Annotated in this window: 13 protein-coding genes; 9 read left to right on the top strand and 4 right to left on the bottom strand. The window is 68.7% G+C overall.

What is annotated here, in order from left to right:
• Window positions 1-35 precede the first annotated feature (35 nt).
• Both QM470_RS01510 and QM470_RS01505 read left to right on the top strand, forming a co-directional pair.
• On the top strand, window positions 36-2,555 hold the full coding sequence (locus QM470_RS01510) for a CaiB/BaiF CoA-transferase family protein (RefSeq protein WP_283337886.1): 2,520 nt from the start codon (window positions 36-38) through the stop codon (window positions 2,553-2,555).
• A 197-nt stretch (window positions 2,556-2,752) separates the two neighbouring features.
• Window positions 2,753-3,757: a Bug family tripartite tricarboxylate transporter substrate binding protein gene (locus QM470_RS01505; RefSeq protein WP_283337884.1), complete on the top strand. Its 1,005-nt coding sequence runs from the start codon at window positions 2,753-2,755 to the stop codon at window positions 3,755-3,757.
• Between the two features lie 138 nt (window positions 3,758-3,895).
• Here the strand turns inward: QM470_RS01505 and QM470_RS01500 are convergent, their stop codons facing one another.
• On the bottom strand, window positions 3,896-4,816 hold the full coding sequence (locus QM470_RS01500) for a transporter substrate-binding domain-containing protein (protein WP_283337883.1): 921 nt from the start codon (window positions 4,814-4,816) through the stop codon (window positions 3,896-3,898).
• Between the two features lie 411 nt (window positions 4,817-5,227).
• Between QM470_RS01500 and QM470_RS01495 the strand changes: the two genes are divergently transcribed.
• Window positions 5,228-6,838: a methyl-accepting chemotaxis protein gene (locus tag QM470_RS01495; protein WP_283337882.1), complete on the top strand. Its 1,611-nt coding sequence runs from the start codon at window positions 5,228-5,230 to the stop codon at window positions 6,836-6,838.
• Between the two features lie 119 nt (window positions 6,839-6,957).
• Here the strand turns inward: QM470_RS01495 and QM470_RS01490 are convergent, their stop codons facing one another.
• From QM470_RS01490 to QM470_RS01480, 3 genes are all read right to left on the bottom strand, one after another.
• Window positions 6,958-7,977, bottom strand: coding sequence for an alpha/beta hydrolase (locus QM470_RS01490; protein WP_283337881.1), 1,020 nt, complete (start codon window positions 7,975-7,977; stop codon window positions 6,958-6,960).
• Between the two features lie 53 nt (window positions 7,978-8,030).
• The gene (locus tag QM470_RS01485) at window positions 8,031-9,053 is read right to left on the bottom strand and encodes a class I SAM-dependent methyltransferase (RefSeq protein ID WP_283337880.1); all 1,023 of its coding nucleotides are present in this window, start codon (window positions 9,051-9,053) and stop codon (window positions 8,031-8,033) included.
• Window positions 9,054-9,161: 108 nt separating this feature from the next.
• A complete protein-coding gene (locus tag QM470_RS01480) occupies window positions 9,162-9,467 on the bottom strand; it encodes a hypothetical protein (RefSeq protein WP_066532642.1) in 306 nt (101 codons plus the stop codon).
• 129 nt (window positions 9,468-9,596) lie between these two features.
• On the opposite strand from QM470_RS01480, the gene QM470_RS01475 reads away from it, so the two are divergent.
• From QM470_RS01475 to QM470_RS01450, 6 genes are all read left to right on the top strand, one after another.
• Complete coding sequence (locus tag QM470_RS01475; protein WP_283337879.1) at window positions 9,597-10,385, top strand: methylated-DNA--[protein]-cysteine S-methyltransferase; 789 nt, start codon at window positions 9,597-9,599, stop codon at window positions 10,383-10,385.
• Window positions 10,386-10,661: 276 nt separating this feature from the next.
• Window positions 10,662-11,453: an SDR family oxidoreductase gene (locus QM470_RS01470; protein ID WP_283337878.1), complete on the top strand. Its 792-nt coding sequence runs from the start codon at window positions 10,662-10,664 to the stop codon at window positions 11,451-11,453.
• Between the two features lie 117 nt (window positions 11,454-11,570).
• The gene (locus QM470_RS01465; RefSeq protein ID WP_283337877.1) at window positions 11,571-12,008 is read left to right on the top strand and encodes a PaaI family thioesterase; all 438 of its coding nucleotides are present in this window, start codon (window positions 11,571-11,573) and stop codon (window positions 12,006-12,008) included.
• 124 nt (window positions 12,009-12,132) lie between these two features.
• On the top strand, window positions 12,133-13,149 hold the full coding sequence (locus QM470_RS01460; protein WP_283337876.1) for an NADP-dependent oxidoreductase: 1,017 nt from the start codon (window positions 12,133-12,135) through the stop codon (window positions 13,147-13,149).
• Between the two features lie 94 nt (window positions 13,150-13,243).
• Window positions 13,244-14,164 carry an SDR family oxidoreductase gene (locus QM470_RS01455; RefSeq protein ID WP_283337875.1) on the top strand — a complete coding sequence of 307 codons (921 nt, stop codon included), beginning with the start codon at window positions 13,244-13,246 and terminating at the stop codon, window positions 14,162-14,164.
• A 193-nt stretch (window positions 14,165-14,357) separates the two neighbouring features.
• Window positions 14,358-15,683, top strand: coding sequence for an efflux RND transporter periplasmic adaptor subunit (locus QM470_RS01450; protein ID WP_502846790.1), 1,326 nt, complete (start codon window positions 14,358-14,360; stop codon window positions 15,681-15,683).
• Window positions 15,684-15,686: the final 3 nt, after the last annotated feature.

Below are 15,686 nucleotides of genomic sequence, written 5' to 3'. Positions count from 1 at the left end.
GGTGCAGCCACCTTTCCCAAGGAGACAAGAACGTGATGCAAGAACCCGACATGGCGCAGCTGGCCCTCAAAGGGCTGCGCGTGCTCGAAGTGGGCGGCGGCGCGGCCGTGGCCTATGCCGGCAAGCTGTTTGCCGATTTCGGTGCCGAGGTGATCAAGGTGGAGCCGCCCCAGGGCGATGCCTGGCGCCAGATGCCGCCGCTGGTGGCCCCGCAGGACGGCATGGTGCCCGAAAGCGCGCTGTTTGCCTGGCTGAACACGAACAAGCGCAGCGTGGCGGCCGATGCGGCGCAGCCGGCCGACCGGGCCTGGCTGGGCACGCTGGCACGCAGCTGCGATCTGGTGCTGGACGCCCGGGCGCTGGAGCAGGGCCTGGCGGCGCTGCAGCAGCCGCTGTGGACCTGGGGCCAGGCGGCTGGTGCAGCCACGCCGCCCCCCATGGGGGTGGATTTCACCTGGTTTGGTGACAGCGGTCCGTACAAGGACTTTGTGGCCACCGACGCCACCTGCCGCGCGCTGGCCGGTGCGGTGCACGGCAGCGGCCCGGTGGAGGGCGCGCCCCACATGCCCCACGATGTGCACACCGGCATCGTGGCGGGGCTGGGCGCGTTCACGGTGGCCGTGGCCGCCTGGATGGGCCGTGCCCAGGGCAGCCGTCGCTATGTGCTGAGCGTGCAGGAAGCCGCCTTCAGCGTGGTGGAGATGGAAGCCGGCCTGGTGCAGGACAAGACCCATGCGCCGCGCCTGGGGGTGAACCGCTTCTGCACCACCCACCCGGCCAGCATTTTGCAGACCCGCGATGGCTGGATCGGCATCTTCACCAACACGCTGGCGCAGTGGGCCGGCCTGTGCGACGCCATCGGCCGGCCGGAGCTGGGCAGCGACCCGCGCTTTTTCAGCGGGCCGGACCGCATGGCGCATGCCGATCTGATCGACGCGCTGCTGAAAGACGTGTTCCCGTCGCGCAGCACGCAGGAATGGTTTGCGCTGCTGACCGCGAACAAGCACCCGGCGGTGATCGTGCCCACGATGGCGCAGCTGCTGGAGCAGGCGGTGCACCGCGAGCGCAAGGCCTTTGTGCCGGTGCAGCTGGGGGCGGCGCAGTTCGAGGGGCCGGTGCTGCCGCAGCGGCTGGATGCGGCCGGGCCGCTGCTGGGCGGCCGGGCGCCGCTGCTGGGGGCAGACAGTGCCCACTACCGCGCAGCGGGCCTGCAGCGTGCCGTGCCGGAGCGGGCAGCGGTGGCGCCGGGCCAGCTGCCGCTGGCCGGGCTGCGCGTGGTGGACCTGACCATGGGCTGGGCCGGGCCGTTTGCCTCGCGCATGCTGGCCGACCTGGGGGCCGAAGTCATCAAGGTGGAAAGCGCCAGCTACCCGGACTGGTGGCGCGGCACCAATTACACCGAGGAGTTCTACCGCGACCGGCTGTATGAGAAGAAGTCGAACTTCAACCTGATGAACCGGGGCAAGTTCGGCATCACCCTGGACCTGACCCAGGCCGAAGGCAAGCGCCTGCTCAAGGAGCTGGTGCGCGGCGCCGACGCGGTGGTGGAGAACTATTCGGCCGAAGTGCTGCCCAAGCTGGGCCTGGACTATGCGGCGCTGCGCCAGGTGAACCCGCGCGTGGTGATGCTGTCCATGCCGGCCTTCGGCCTGGACAACGCCTGGAGCAATACCCGCGCCTACGGCGGCACGCTGGAACAGGCCAGCGGCCTGCCGCTGTACACCGGCCATGCCGACGGCCCGCCGGCCATGACGTCCTATGCCTATGGCGACCCCATGGGCGGCTTCAACGCTTCGGCGGCGCTGCTGCTGGGCCTGCTGGTGCAGCAGGCGACGGGCCAGGGGCGGCACATCAATATGTCCCAGGTCGAAGGCATGCTGCCGCTGACCGCGCCGTTCCTGATCGAGCAGTCGCTGACCGGCCGCGTGCCGGAGCGCCAGGGCAACCGCCACGCGGTGCACGCTCCGCATGGCTGCTACCGCTGTGCCGGGGACGATGCCTGGCTGGTGCTGAGCGTGGCGGACGATGTGCAGTGGCAGGCCCTGTGCCGTCTGCTGGGGCGGGCCGACTGGGCCGCCGATGCGGCGCTGGCCCATGCCCCAGGCCGGCGCGCCCGCCAGGCAGAGCTGGATGCCGGCATCACGCAGTGGACCCTGGGACGCAGCGACGACGCCGCCATGCAGGCGCTGCAGCAGGCCGCCGTGCCCGCCGGCGCGGTGCGCACCCTGGGCCAGCTGCTGCAGGACCCGCACCTGCAGGAGCGGGCGTTCTGGCGCACGGTGGAGCGGCCCTATGTGGGCAGCTACATCTCCAGCACCACCATCTTCCGCCAGGACGGCAGCCCCATGCCCATGCCGCGCGTGGCGCCGACGCTGGGCGAGCACACGCACGCCGTGCTGCAGCGTCTGCTGCAGCTGACACCGGAGCAGCTGCAGGCCCTGGAGGTCAGCGGCGTGATTGGCACCGAAGCCCGGGCCAAGGCACCGGGCAAGGCCGGAGCAACAACTGCCCCGAGCGGGCAGGCCCGCCCGGCCACACCCGCAGTGTGCGGTTGAAACGGGGCGCTGCACCCCGCCGGCCGCACCGGCCGGTGTTGTGCAGCGCATCCGGGAGCCAGGGCGGTCCAAGGCCCTGGCCTCAGGGCTGCCTGGACACGATAGACGCACCAGTTGCACCGGTTGCATCCGTTGCACCTGTTGCATCGGTCGTGCCCGGGCGGCAAGCACATACCTATAGAGAAGGAGACAACGCCATGCCAACCATTTCCACCCGCCGCCGCAGCCTGCAGCTGGGCGCCGCTGCCGCCGCCGTCCTGGCCCTGGGACTGCCGCTGACCGCCGCCCAGGCCCAGAGCGACTGGCCCACCAAGCCCATCCGCATGGTGGTGGGCTTTCCCGCAGGCTCCATCACCGACACGGTGGCCCGCATCATGTCCGACCACCTGAGCAAGAGCCTGGGCCAGCCCGTGGTGGTGGAGAACAAGCCCGGCGCCAATGGTTCGCTGGGAGTGGGCGAGGTGGCGCGCGCCACGGCGGACGGCTACACCCTGCTGTTCACCAATTCCAGCAGCATCACCATCAACCCCCAGCTCTACAAGAAGAGCCCGTACAAGGCCAAGGATTTCACGCCCATCACGGTGGCGGTGGATGCGCCCTTCATCCTGATCGCCAACCCGGCCTGGACGCAGAAGAACAGCATCCAGAACCCCAAGGACATGATCGGCTATGCCCAGCGCAACCCGGACCGCATCAGCTATGGCTCGGCCGGCCCGGGCAATATCGCCCACCTGAGCTTCACCTCCTGGGGCAACCGCACCAGCACGCGCATGACCCATGTGCCGTACAAGGGATCGGCCCAGGCGCAGATGGCGGTGATGAGCGGCGAGCTGGACACCATGTTCGAGACCTGGGCGGCGCTGCCGCAGATCCAGGCCGGCAAGCTCAAGGCCCTGGCGGTGACGGCGCCGCAGCGCATGAAGCAGCTGCCCAATGTGCCCACCATGGCCGAAGCCGGCTATGACAATTTCAACGTGATCTTCTGGCTGGGCCTGCTGGGGCCGGCCAATCTGCCCCAGCCCATCGTGCAGAAGCTGTACGACGCTTCCAAGAGCCTGGCCCAGGACGCGCGTGCCACGGCCGCCCTGGCATCGCTGGGCGAGGTGGTGATGCTGGAGCCTGGCAAGTTCAGCCAGCGCATCAACAAGGAAGTGCAGGAATGGGGTGGCGCCATCCAGCGGGAAGGCCTGTCACTGGACTGAACTCCGCTCGCAGGGGTACCGGGGAAAGTTTGGGTCCGCCACTGGCGGACCTTTTTTTATGCCGGGGCAGGCAGTGCGTCTAGGCAGTGTGTCCAGACAGCGTGGTGTGCACCACGCTGCCTGGGGGCGCAGCGTAGCTCAGGCGCCGCTGCCGTCCTTGTCCTGGTAGGCCTCCAGGGGCTTGTCGTTGGGCTGCTGGAACAGGCCCTTGAGCATGGGGCTCAGCGGCAGGTTCAGCGATGCGTTCTTGGGCGGGATGGGCTGCATAAACCATTTGTCATAGAGCCTGGCCATTTCGCCGCTTTGCATCAGCTCGCCGATGGCGCCATCCACGGCCTTCTTGAACGGGGCATCGCCGTGGCGGAACAGCAGCGCAATGGGCTCGGCACCCAGCACTTCGCCGACGATCTTGTAGCCCGTGGGGTTCTTGGAGTTGGCGATCACGCCGGCCAGCAGGTTGGCGTCCAGCACAAAGGCCTGGGCGCGGCCGGACTCCAGCATCAGAAAGCTCTCGAAATGGTCCTTGCCCAGCTGCACGTCGAACTTGGTGCTGTGGTCGCGGCTGTATTTGCGCAGCAACTGCACGGCCGTGGTGCCGGCAGAGGCGGCCAGGGTCTGGTTGTCCAGTTCCTTGAAGGATTTGACGGGGGAGTCGGCGCGCACGGCGGCGCGCACCTCGCTGACATAGGTGGTCACGGCAAACGCCACCTGCTTTTGCCGCGCCAGGTTGTTGGTGGTGGGGCCGCAGCCGATGTCCACCGTGCCGTTCTGCACCAGCGGCAGGGTGTTCTGCGCGGTCAGCGCCATGTATTCGCGCTGGGCCTTGGGGGCGATCTTGTCCAGCACCTTCTCGCACAGCTCCACGTGGTAGCCCACGTACTTCTGCATGGAGCCCAGGGCATAGGCCATGGGGGCCGAGCTTTCGCGCACGCCCAGCACCACTTTGCCGGAGCTCTTGATCTTGTCGAAGGTGGGGGAGGCTTCGGCCTCCTGGGCAAAAGCGTTGCCGCCCAGGGCCAGCAGGCAGGCGGTGGCCATGGCAGAAAACATGTGACGCATGAAACAGTGCTCCTCGTGCAGTGAATGTCGACAAGGGCACAAGCATTTCATGTGCCTGCGGCGGCGGCCATCGGGCTTAACGCGCAGACGGGGTGGCGAAACCAGGCGGCCGGGGGGAGCCGAAAGGCAGGCGAAAGACAGGCGAAAGCTAAGGGTTTGCGCGAGGCCTTAGCCTTGCCGCCGGCCGGGGAGTGTGCGGCTACTGATGTGCGCCAGCCGGCAGAGTCTGGGCGGCGCAGCGGCGTGCACTCCGCCCGAGCCATATCTGAAAAAACAGCAGGGCCCGCGCAACCCCTCCTTTCGATGGGACTGTGCGTGGCCGGCACCGCGGTACCAAGAGAAGAGGTGAGTGATGGACACGTTGAGCAACCCAGGCGGCAGTCATGCTGCGCATTGTCTGGAGGTCGCACGATGAAGCTGGCCACCAAGCTCCCCCTGGCATTTGCCGCCGCCCTGCTGGTGCTGCTGGGCGCCGCACTGTTTGGCATTGCCCAGCTGCGCCAGGCGCTGACCACCTACCAGACCACGGTGGCGGTGCATGCCGACCAGGAGCGTGCCGTCAACCACATGCTCGACAGCTTCAAGCTCCAGACCCAGGAGTGGAAGAACGTGCTGCTGCGCGGCAAGGACGAGGCGCTGCGCACGCGCTACTGGAGCGCCTTTGAAAAGCAGGAAGCCGTGGTGCAGGAGGCTGCCCGCACCTTGCTGGCGGGCCTGCCCGCTGGCGACAGCCGCAGCCGCGTGGAAGGCTTTGCCCAGGCCCACCAGCGCATGGGCCAGGCCTACCGCAGCGGCTACCAGGCCTTCCAGGCCGCCGGCATGGATGCGGTGGCGGGGGACCAGGCGGTGCAGGGCATCGACCGGGAACCGACCCGGCTGCTGGATGAGGCCGGTGCGCTGATCCAGCGCAGCGCCGCCGCCGTGGCCGCGCAGGCCGGCACGGACGCCACGCGCGCCATCTGGATCAGCCTGGTGGTGATGCTGACGGTCTGCGTGCTGGGCATTGGCACGGCCCTGCTGTTCAGCCGTGCGGTGGTGCGCCCGCTGGACGCCGCCGTGCAGGTGGCGCGGGCGGTGGCGGACGGCAACCTGACCGCGGCCCAGCCCAGCGCAGGGCGGGACGAGATTGCGCTGCTGCTCAATGCCTTGCACGGCATGCAGACCGCGCTGTCCCGGGTGGTGCAGGGCGTGCGCCAGAACGCACACAGCGTGGCATCGGCAAGCACCCAGATTTCCCATGGCAACCACGATCTGTCGGCCCGTACCGAACAGCAGGCCAGTGCGCTGGAGGAAACCGCAGCGTCCATGGAGGAGCTGACGTCGTCGGTGCAGCAGAACGCGGCCCATGCACGCCAGGCCAGCGAACTGGCCGCCAGTGCCTCGCGCGTGGCGGCGCAGGGCGGCGAGGTGGTGGGCCAGGTGGTGGCCACCATGCGCGACATCCAGGGTGCCAGCCAGCGCATTGCCGACATCATTGGCGTGATCGACTCCATCGCCTTCCAGACCAATATCCTGGCGCTGAATGCCGCGGTGGAAGCCGCCCGTGCCGGCGAGCAGGGGCGCGGCTTTGCCGTGGTGGCCAGCGAGGTGCGTTCGCTGGCGCAGCGTTCGGCCACGGCCGCCAAGGAAATCAAGACCCTGATCACGGCCAGTGTGGACCGCGTGCAGCAAGGCAGCGACCAGGTGGACCGCGCCGGCGCCACCATGGACGAGGTGGTGGCCGCCATCCACCGCGTGGCCGATATCGTCAACGAGATCAGCGCCGCCAGCCAGGAACAGGCCAGCGGCGTGGCCCAGGTGGGTGACGCCGTCACCCAGATGGACCAGGTCACCCAGCAGAACGCGGCCCTGGTGGAAGAAAGTGCCGCCGCCGCCGACAGCCTGCGCAACCAGGCCCAGCAGCTGGTGCAGGCCGTGGCCGTGTTCCAGCTGCACAGCGACGAAGGCGCGCTGGCCCAGGCCGCCGTGCCGGCACCGCGTGCACCGGCCGCCCTGGCGCACACCGCGCGCTGGGAGCGCTAGGCCCCCGGGTGGTCCGCTGCCTGTGATGGCGGCAGGTCCTGCAACAACAACGCCCCTGTTCAGGGGCGTTTTCGTTGGTGGCTGGGCAGCGATGCCCCGGCAGGTCTGTGCCTGTGGCGTCAGGCGGCGGCGCTGTCGGCCGTGGCGCCCTGCAGCAGCGCGGCCAGGGCATGGCAGGCCTGTTCCACCTGCTGGCGGGCCTGGGGGCTGGCGGTCAGCATGCGGGCAAAGCCGTGCACCATGCCGGGTGCGCGCAGCAGCCGGGTGGGCACGCCGGCCGCCTGCAGCTGGCGGGCAAAGGCTTCGCCTTCATCGCGCAGGATGTCGTGGCTGGCGGTGCAGACCACGGCGGGCGGCAGCCGGGGCAGGGTGTCGGTGCAGCTGGCCGGCAGGCGGCAGCGTGCATCCGCGCCTTCGGTGCCGCCCAGTTCCTGCCAGTAGCGCGCCATGGCGCTGCGGGTCAGACCAAAGCCTTCGCTGAAGGCCTGCATGCTGGGGTGGTCCTGCTCCGGCGCAATCGGCGGGTAGAACAGCAGCAGGCCGTGCAGGCGTGCTGGCTGGCCCGCGTCTGCGGGCTGCGGCGCAGCCGCATGGCGCAGCGCACAGGCCAGGGCCAGGTGGGCGCCGGCGCTGTCGCCGCCCAGCAGCACGCTGTCCCGGGCAAAGGGCAGCACGCCCTGCATGCCGTGCAGCCACTGCAGCACCGCGCTCACATCGTCCAGTGGCGCCGGGAACGGGTTTTCCGGCGTGCGGCGGTAGTGCACGCTGAGCACGGTGTGGCCGGTGAACTGCGCCAGGTGTTCGCACAGGTCGTCGTGGGTGTTCAGGTCGCCCACCATCCAGCCGCCGCCGTGCAGCCAGACCAGGGTCTGCGGGCTGGGGGCGCCACCTTTCTGGTAGCTGCGCACGGTGATTTCACGGCCCTGTGCGGGTACGAAATGGTCGGTGCGCACCATGCCGGGCAGCGGGCTGCGCAGCAGCTGGGCCTGCAGGGTGCTCAGCAGCCGGCGGCGCCCGGCGTAGTCCAGCTGCGGGGTGGGCGTGTCGGCGTCCAGCCGGGCAAAGCGCTGCAGGGTGCGGGCCAGGGCCGGGTCGAGCGCGGAAAGGTCGGAAAGGTCTGGAGAGGCGGAAGCGGTCATGGCACTTGGTGGGAGAGGGCGTGCGGGGCGGGACAGAGGGCTGTCTGCAAGATTCAGGCCGCAGTGCCGGCGGCACCGACAGCACCGACCGCAGCGGCCGGGGCCGCCGAAGCCACCGTGGCCTCCGAACTCGCGCCCGGCAGGCCGGGTGCACGGTAGACCAGCACCTTCAGGCTGCGCTCCTCGTCCACATCGACAAACACCGGGGGATTGGGAATGCGCTGCGTGAAGTGCAGCTCGGGGGCGATCTCGCTCATCTGCTCGCGCAGAAAGGCGGTGCCCAGCTCGGGCGCGTTCAGGCACAGCAGCACCTGGCCGTCCGGGGCCAGCAGATCGGGCAGGCGGCGCATCAGGCGGGCGTAGTCCTTGGTCGCGATGAAGCTGCCCTTCTGGTAGCTGGGCGGGTCCACGATGATCAGGTCGTAGGGCCCGCTGCGGTTGATCTTGCCCCAGCTGCTGAAGATGTCGTGCGCGGCAAAGCTGGCACCGGCCTTGACGCCGTTGAGCTGGTGGTTGTGCTGGCCCGTGGCCAGCGCGCCCTTGCTCATGTCCATGTTCAGCACCTGGCCGGCGCCGGCCAGCTTGGCCACCACCGAGAACGCGCAGGTGTAGGCGAACAGGTTGAGCACCTTCATGCGTGCGGGCCGGGGGTGGGCCAGCACCTGCTGGCGCACCCAGTCGCGGCCGGCGGCCATGTCCAGGAACAGGCCGTGGTTCTGGCCGCGCCCGATGTGCAGCAGGTACTGGGCGCCGTTTTCGGTCACCACATGGGGCTCGGGCAGGGCGCCGGCCATGGTGCGGGTCTCGACCTTGCCGCCGGCTTCCCGGGTCTGGAAGACCCAGGTCAGCGGCTGGCCGGCCGGGGCGATCTGCTGCCAGCGCTGTTCCAGCGCAGCGCCCACGGCGGCCAGGGCCTCGTCGGCCAGCGGCGCAAAACTGGTCAGCACCAGGGCGGGCGGAAAGGCGTCCAGCGACAGCTGTTCACAGCCCGGGTAGCGGCCGCCACGGCCGTGGAAGAGGCGCTGGGCGTCGGTGGGGTAGGCCATCTGGGTGATGGCGTCGAGCAAGGGCTGCATACACAAAACAGGAGCACGGAAAAGTCCGCCAGTGTATGCAGCCCAGGGCAGCAGGGTGGCGCGGGCGGAAATAGCGCAGCGCCAGATACTGCGGTCGCGGCCCGGCGTTCAGGCGCCGCGCACCTCGAAGTAGCAGCCTTCGCCTTCGCCCAGGCCCTGCATGCCGGCTTCGGTGGCGGCGCGCACGGCCTTCATCCAGCGGGCAAAGCCGGTCTTCACCTCTTCGGTGATTTCCTCGGGCGGGTCTTCTTCCAGTTGCTGCACCCAGTGCAGGGTTTCACAGACCTGGTCCGAACCGCCCAGCTGGCGGGTCAGTACCTTGGCGTAGCGTTCTTCGGCTTTGGCGCGAGCGGCCTCCGGCAAACCATCAAAGTCGCACAGGGAGACGGTGAAAAAGGCTTCTGCGGTGTCCATGCTGCAGATAAAAGAGTTGATGACTGTGCAAATATACAGTTAAACACTGTGCGTGTGTACAGTGGTTTGTGTTTTTTATGCCGCATTGCAGCGGCGCACAATGGTGGTTTCCGTGTGGAGGTGCCTGGGATGTCCGCTGCTGCTGCTGCTTTCCGTGTTGATCTGGCCGATGCCTCGCTTGGCTATGGCCATGCGCTGTTTGCCACCCGCATCGGTGTGTGCGCGGTGGCCTGGCAACCCCAGGCCGTGCTGGCGCTGCAGCTGCCCGAAGTGGACGGCCCGGCCACGCGGGCGCGCATGCTGCAGGAGCTGGCCCAGCGCCTGGCCGGTGCCGATACGCCGCCGCAGGCGGATTGGCTGCAGGCGCACAGCGCCGCCCAGATACCGGAGTGCGCGCTGCAGGCCGTGGCCGGGGTGCAGCAGCTGATGGCCGGCTGGCGCGCCGCTGCGGGCGAGGCGGAAGAGGGGCCGGGTGAGGAGAGCGCGCTGCACTGGCCCGGCGCCGACGACGCCCAGGTGCTGGGTGATCTGCGCGCGGACTACCACCCCGCTGCGGCACCGTCCCCCGCCACCGGCAGCGAAGGCGAGGCGCTGCCCCAGCTGCTGGAGATTGCGCTGGACTGGCAGGGCGTGCCGGAGTTTGCCCGCAATGTGTACGCACTGGCACGGGCCATTGCGCCGGGGCAGACGCGCACCTATGGTGACCTGGCGGCCGATCTGGGCGGGCCCGGACTGGCCCGGGCCGTGGGGCAGGCGCTGGGCTCCAACCCGTTTGCGCCCGTGGTGCCCTGCCACCGGGTGCTGGCCGCAGGGCGGGAGCCGGGCGGTTTTTCCGGCGGCCAGGGGGCGCTGACCAAGCTGCGCATGCTGGAGCTGGAGGGCGCGGCCTGGGGCGGCACGCGCTCGCTGTTCGAATAGCCGCACGGCCTGCTGCGGGGCTTCCCGCGACTCTCTCTCGCTCCTTTAGCGGCCCATCCTCGGCCTATTCCTGAACTTCTTTCGGTCTTCTTTTGAGGTCGCCGCCAGCGGGCGCGCGCAGTGGTGCATCCGTGCTCCGTGGGCAGCGCCTGTCGGCTTGCGCACAGGTGACAGGGGGGCTGGCAGCGCACTTGCACAATGCCTGGCAAACAACCACCACCCGCCAACGCATGGCTCGGCCAGCGCGTATGGAGGGGGACAAAAAGGAGACAGACCATGGCACATACCGTGCAGCAATTGTTCGATTTGCAGGGCAAGACCGCCCTGGTGACCGGGGGCTCGCGCGGCCTGGGGCTGCAGATGGCCCAGGCGTTGGGCGAGGCGGGGGCCCGGATTGTGCTGAGCTCGCGCAAGGCGGTGGACCTGGAAGAGGCCGCCGCCACGCTGCAGGCCCAGGGCATTGACGCCAGCTGGATTGCCGCCGACTGCGCCCGCGAGGACGACATCGAGCGCCTGGCAACCGAGACCCTGCAGCGCCTGGATCACGTGGACATTCTGGTCAACAACGCCGGCGCCAGCTGGGGGGCTCCGGCCGAAGAGCACCCGCTGAGCGCCTGGGACAAGGTGATGAACCTGAATGTGCGCGGCTATTTCCTGCTGAGCCAGCAGATTGCCAAGCGCAGCATGATCCCGCGCCGCAGCGGCCGCATCATCAACCTGGCCTCCATCGCGGCGCTGGGCGGCAATCCGGTGGCGATGAAGACCATTGCGTACAACACCTCCAAGGGCGCGGTGCTGAATTTCACCCGTGCGCTGGCCGGGGAGTGGGGGCGCTACGGCATCACGGTGAACGCCATCTGCCCGGGGTTCTTCCGCACCAAGATGGCGGAGGTGCTGATCGACACCCTGGGTGAGGAGCAGATGAGCAGCCATGCGCCGCTGCAGCGCCTGGGCGATGATGAGGATCTGAAAGGCATCACCTTGCTGTATGCCAGCGCGGCGGGCAAGCACATCACCGGCCAGTGGATGGCGGTGGACGGCGGCGTCAGCGCGCTGGTGGGCGGCTGACGGCCGGTGTGGAATGAGACTGTCGTCCAAGCGCGTAGGTGACAGCAATGTGGTCCGCGCGGGCGGCCAGCGCCGCTATGCTCGGGGACTTCCCCCGAATTTTTGGAGACTCTCCCTGTGTTGAGCTTTGGCGCCATCCCCATTCCCTTCGTCGAACATCTGGGTTTCACCCTGCACAAGATGGAAAACGGCGAGTCCGAGCTGCGCTATGAAGCCCAGTCCGACCACCTGAACACCTTTGGCGTGACCCATGGCGGCGCCAGCATGACCCTGCTGGACGTGACCATGGCCGTGGCGGCGCGCAGCCTGGAGAGCGACGACTTCGGCTGCGTCACCATCGAGATGAAGACCAGCTTCATGCAGCCGGCGCGCGGCCTGCTGGTGTCCAAGGGCCTGGTGCTGCACCGCACCAAGACCATGGCCTATTGCGAAGGCAAGGTCTACGACGGTGAAGGCCGCCTGTGCAGCCACGCCACCGGCACGTTCAAGTACATGCCGCGCACCGTGCGCCCGGGCAGCAAGGATACAAAAGACACCGTGATCGCCACGGACTGAGCCCCTGCGCGCGCGGCGCCCGCCCTGGGCGGCGCGGCGGCGGGGTGTTGATTTTGCAAGGTAAGAAAGGCTGCGGCGCGCCAGCAATCGGGCGTACGCGGCGAACACAACCGAAGGAGATGACATGCCCCGTAATCCGCAGATCCTGCTGGACAACCGCCCCCAGGGCGAAGCCACGGTCGACAACTTCCGCCTGACGGAAGCCGACACCCCCGCTCTGGCCCCAGGCCAGGTGCTGGTGCGCCACCACTACCTGAGCCTGGATCCGTACATGCGCGGGCGCATGAACGACTCCAAGAGCTATGCAGCCCCCCAGCCCCTGGGCCAGGTGATGCAGGGCGGCACCGTGGGCGTGGTGGAGGAAAGCCGCCACCCGCGCTTTCAGCCCGGCGACAGCGTGGTCGGTATGGGCGGCTGGCAGACCTACAGCGTGGTGGACGGCGATGCGCCGGGCATGCTGCGCAAGGTGGACACGGCCCATGTGCCGCTGTCCTACTACCTGGGGGCCGTGGGCATGCCCGGGGTGACGGCCTGGTACGGCCTGGACCAGATCATTGCGCCCAAGGAGGGCGAGACCCTGGTGGTCAGCGCGGCCACCGGCGCCGTGGGCAGCGCGTTCGCGGCCCTGGCCCGGGCACGCAAGTGCCGCGTGGTGGGCATTGCCGGCGGGCCGGAAAAATGCGCCTATGCCGTCAAGGAGCTGGGGTTTGACCACTGCATCGACTACCGCGCCCACCCGGATGTGAAGTCCATGGCCGGGGCACTGAAGGCGGCCTGCCCGGACGGCATCGACGGCTACTTTGAAAACGTGGGCGGCTACATCCTGGACGCCGTGCTGCTGCGCATGAACGCCTTTGGCCGCATTGCCCTGTGCGGGATGATTGCCGGCTACGACGGCCAGCCCCTGCCCATGGCCAATCCGGCGCTGATTCTGATCAACCGCCTGAAGGTGCAGGGCTTCATCGTCAGCGAGCACATGGGCATGTGGCCCAAGGCCCTGGCCGAGCTGTCGGATCTGGTGCAGATCGGCAAGCTGCGCCCGCGCGAATCGGTGGCGCAGGGCCTGGCGGCGGCGCCCGAAGCGTTCCTGGGCATGCTCAAGGGCAAGAACTTCGGCAAACAGCTGGTCAAACTGGTCTGAACCAGACCGACCCCAGGCGCCCCCGGCAACGGCAGGCGCCTTTTTTCCGGGCGCATGGCGCCCGTGTGACAACCACAATAAGGAGACAGACAAGATGCTGAAAGACCTGCAAGGCAAGACGGCGGTGCTGACCGGTGCCGGTTCCGGCTTCGGCCTGGAGTGCGTGCGCATCGGCGCGCGCGCCGGCATGAAGCTGGTGCTGGTGGATGTGCAGGCCGATGCGCTGGAGCGCGCGGCGGCCGAGGCGAAGGCGCTGGGGGCGGCCGATGTGCTGGCGCGGCGCGTGGACGTGTCCAGCGGCGAGGCCATGGCGGCGCTGGCCCAGGAGGTGAAGCAGCGTTTTGGCGCGCCGCACTTCGTCTTCAACAACGCGGGCGTGGGCGGCGGCGGCCTGGTGTGGGAGCAGACCGAGGCCGACTGGCAGTGGATTCTGGGCGTCAACCTGTGGGGCGTGATCCACGGGGTGCGCCTGTTCACGCCCATGATGCTGGAGGCCGCACGCCAGAACCCGCAGTGGCGCGGCCACATCGTCAACACCGCCAGCATGGCGGGCATGCTGGCGCCGCCGAACATGGCGGTCTACAACGTCAGCAAGCACGCCGTGGTGGCGCTGACCGAGACCCTGTACCAGGACCTGCGCCTGGTGACCGACCAGGTGCACTGCAGCCTGCTGTGCCCGTATTTCGTGCCGACCGGCATCGCTGACAGCGAACGCAACCGCCCCGCCGAGATGAGCAATGCCACGCTGACCGGCAGCCAGAAGGTGGCGCGGGCCATGTCGCAAAAGGCCGTGGGCTCGGGCAAGGTCACGGCCACCCACATCGCTGAGAAGGTGTTTGCGGCCATGGCCGAGGACCAGTTCTACATCTTCAGCCACCCCCATGCGCTGGGCAATGTGCAGGCGCGGATGGAAGACATCCTGAACCTGCGCAACCCGACCGATGCGTTCGCGGGCCGCCCCGAGGTGGGGCAGCAGCTGCGCGAGGCACTGCGCGGAGCGGCGGCAGCAGCGTAAGCGGCGTAAGCCAGGGCGCAGGCCCGTGGGGAGAATACGGTCTGCACCATGGCAGGGAACTTGCTGGCGACAGATGGCTCCCAATGGCGGCATGGGCGTGCGGCGAGTTTCGCCCCCGCGCATGCAGGAATTGCCCTACATTTGTAGGCTTTACGAAACGTAAACATAAGGGGGCCAGAATGGCCCCTTTCTGATGATCGACCTCTCCCCCATGAAGACTGCCATCACTGCACGCTTGCACCAACCGCAGGCGTCTGCCTCCCGTGTGCCCCATTCTGATTCACACGGTCCGCAACGTGCAGCGTATGGGGGGTGGTGGTGCGCAGTGGGCGCGGCGCTGCTGCTGGCGGCCTGCTCCAAAGGCGGCGAGCCGGCAGCGCCTGCGGGCAAGCAGGCGGTGCAGGTGGGGGTGGTGACACTGCAGCCGCAGAGCCAGCAGCTGGACGCCAGCCTGCCGGGCCGCACCCGGGCCTTTCTGACGGCGGAAGTGCGCCCCCAGGTCTCGGGCATCATCCAGAAGCGCCTGTTCACCGAAGGGGCGGTGGTCAAGCAGGGTCAGCCGCTGTACCAGATCGATGCAGCGTCGCTGCAGGCCACCGAGCGCAGCGCGGCTGCGGCCGTAGCCAAGGCCGAAGCCAGCCAGCGCACGCTGGCCGCCACCGCGCGCCGCAACGCGGAGCTGGTGAAGATCGACGCCATCAGCCAGCAGGCCTACGAGGAAAGCCAGGCCGCTGCGCTCCAGGCCCAGTCCGACGTGGCCGTGGCCAAGGCCAGCCTGGAGACGGCCCGCATCAACCTGAAATACAGCCGCATCGAGGCGCCCATCAGCGGGCGCATTGCGCTGTCTGCCGTGACCCCGGGTGCGCTGGTGACGGCCAACCAGACCACGACGCTGACCACCATCGTGCAGATGGACCCCATGTATGTGGACTTCACCCAGTCCAGCGCGGACGTGGTGCAGCTCAAGCGGGAGCTGGAAGCTGGCCGCTTTGCCAAGGTGGACGGTGACAAGATTGCCGTGCGCATCAAGCTGGACGACGGCAGCGACTACGCCCACCAGGGCAAGCTGGCATTTGCCGGCGTGATCGTCAACGACACCACGGGCACGCTGACCTTGCGCGCCGTGGTGCCCAATCCCGAAGGCCTGCTGATGCCCGGCATGTATGTGCAGGCGCTGCTGCCCACGGCGCTGGCGCCGGATGCGCTGCTGGTGCCCCAGCAGTCGGTGACGCGCGACCTGACCGGCCGCCCCAGCGTGCTGGTGGCCAAGGAAGGCGATGTGCTGGAAAAGCGCGATGTGGAACTGGACCGTGCCGTGGGCAGCCAGTGGCTGCTGCAAAGCGGGCTGAAGGCCGGCGAGCGCGTGGTGGTGGACGGATTCCAGCGTGTCAAGGCCGGCGACAAGGTCAAGCCCGTCGAAGTGGACATGCAGGCCAAGGCGGCCCGCAAGAGCACGCGTGGCGAGCCTCCGGTACAAGCTGCAGCGGACGCCCCGGCGGCCCAGCCTGCCAGCAAGTAAGAC

It is taken from the genome of Comamonas sp. 17RB (genome assembly GCF_030056555.1).
Taxonomy (GTDB): domain Bacteria; phylum Pseudomonadota; class Gammaproteobacteria; order Burkholderiales; family Burkholderiaceae_C; genus Comamonas; species Comamonas terrigena.
The sequence above is the reverse complement of the archived record's forward strand: the minus strand, read 5'-3'. Positions and strand labels throughout refer to the sequence as shown.

Bases quoted from the DNA above. Each gene is read 5' to 3' on its own strand.
- QM470_RS01510 (WP_283337886.1), top strand. From the start codon at position 36: ATGCAAGAACCCGACATGGCGCAGCTGGCCCTCAAAGGGCTGCGCGTG.
- QM470_RS01505 (WP_283337884.1), top strand. From the start codon at position 2,753: ATGCCAACCATTTCCACCCGCCGCCGCAGCCTGCAGCTGGGCGCCGCT.
- QM470_RS01500 (WP_283337883.1), bottom strand. From the start codon at position 4,816: ATGCGTCACATGTTTTCTGCCATGGCCACCGCCTGCCTGCTGGCCCTG.
- QM470_RS01495 (WP_283337882.1), top strand. From the start codon at position 5,228: ATGAAGCTGGCCACCAAGCTCCCCCTGGCATTTGCCGCCGCCCTGCTG.
- QM470_RS01490 (WP_283337881.1), bottom strand. From the start codon at position 7,977: ATGACCGCTTCCGCCTCTCCAGACCTTTCCGACCTTTCCGCGCTCGAC.
- QM470_RS01485 (WP_283337880.1), bottom strand. From the start codon at position 9,053: ATGCAGCCCTTGCTCGACGCCATCACCCAGATGGCCTACCCCACCGAC.
- QM470_RS01480 (WP_066532642.1), bottom strand. From the start codon at position 9,467: ATGGACACCGCAGAAGCCTTTTTCACCGTCTCCCTGTGCGACTTTGAT.
- QM470_RS01475 (WP_283337879.1), top strand. From the start codon at position 9,597: ATGTCCGCTGCTGCTGCTGCTTTCCGTGTTGATCTGGCCGATGCCTCG.
- QM470_RS01470 (WP_283337878.1), top strand. From the start codon at position 10,662: ATGGCACATACCGTGCAGCAATTGTTCGATTTGCAGGGCAAGACCGCC.
- QM470_RS01460 (WP_283337876.1), top strand. From the start codon at position 12,133: ATGCCCCGTAATCCGCAGATCCTGCTGGACAACCGCCCCCAGGGCGAA.
- QM470_RS01455 (WP_283337875.1), top strand. From the start codon at position 13,244: ATGCTGAAAGACCTGCAAGGCAAGACGGCGGTGCTGACCGGTGCCGGT.
- QM470_RS01450 (WP_502846790.1), top strand. From the start codon at position 14,358: ATGATCGACCTCTCCCCCATGAAGACTGCCATCACTGCACGCTTGCAC.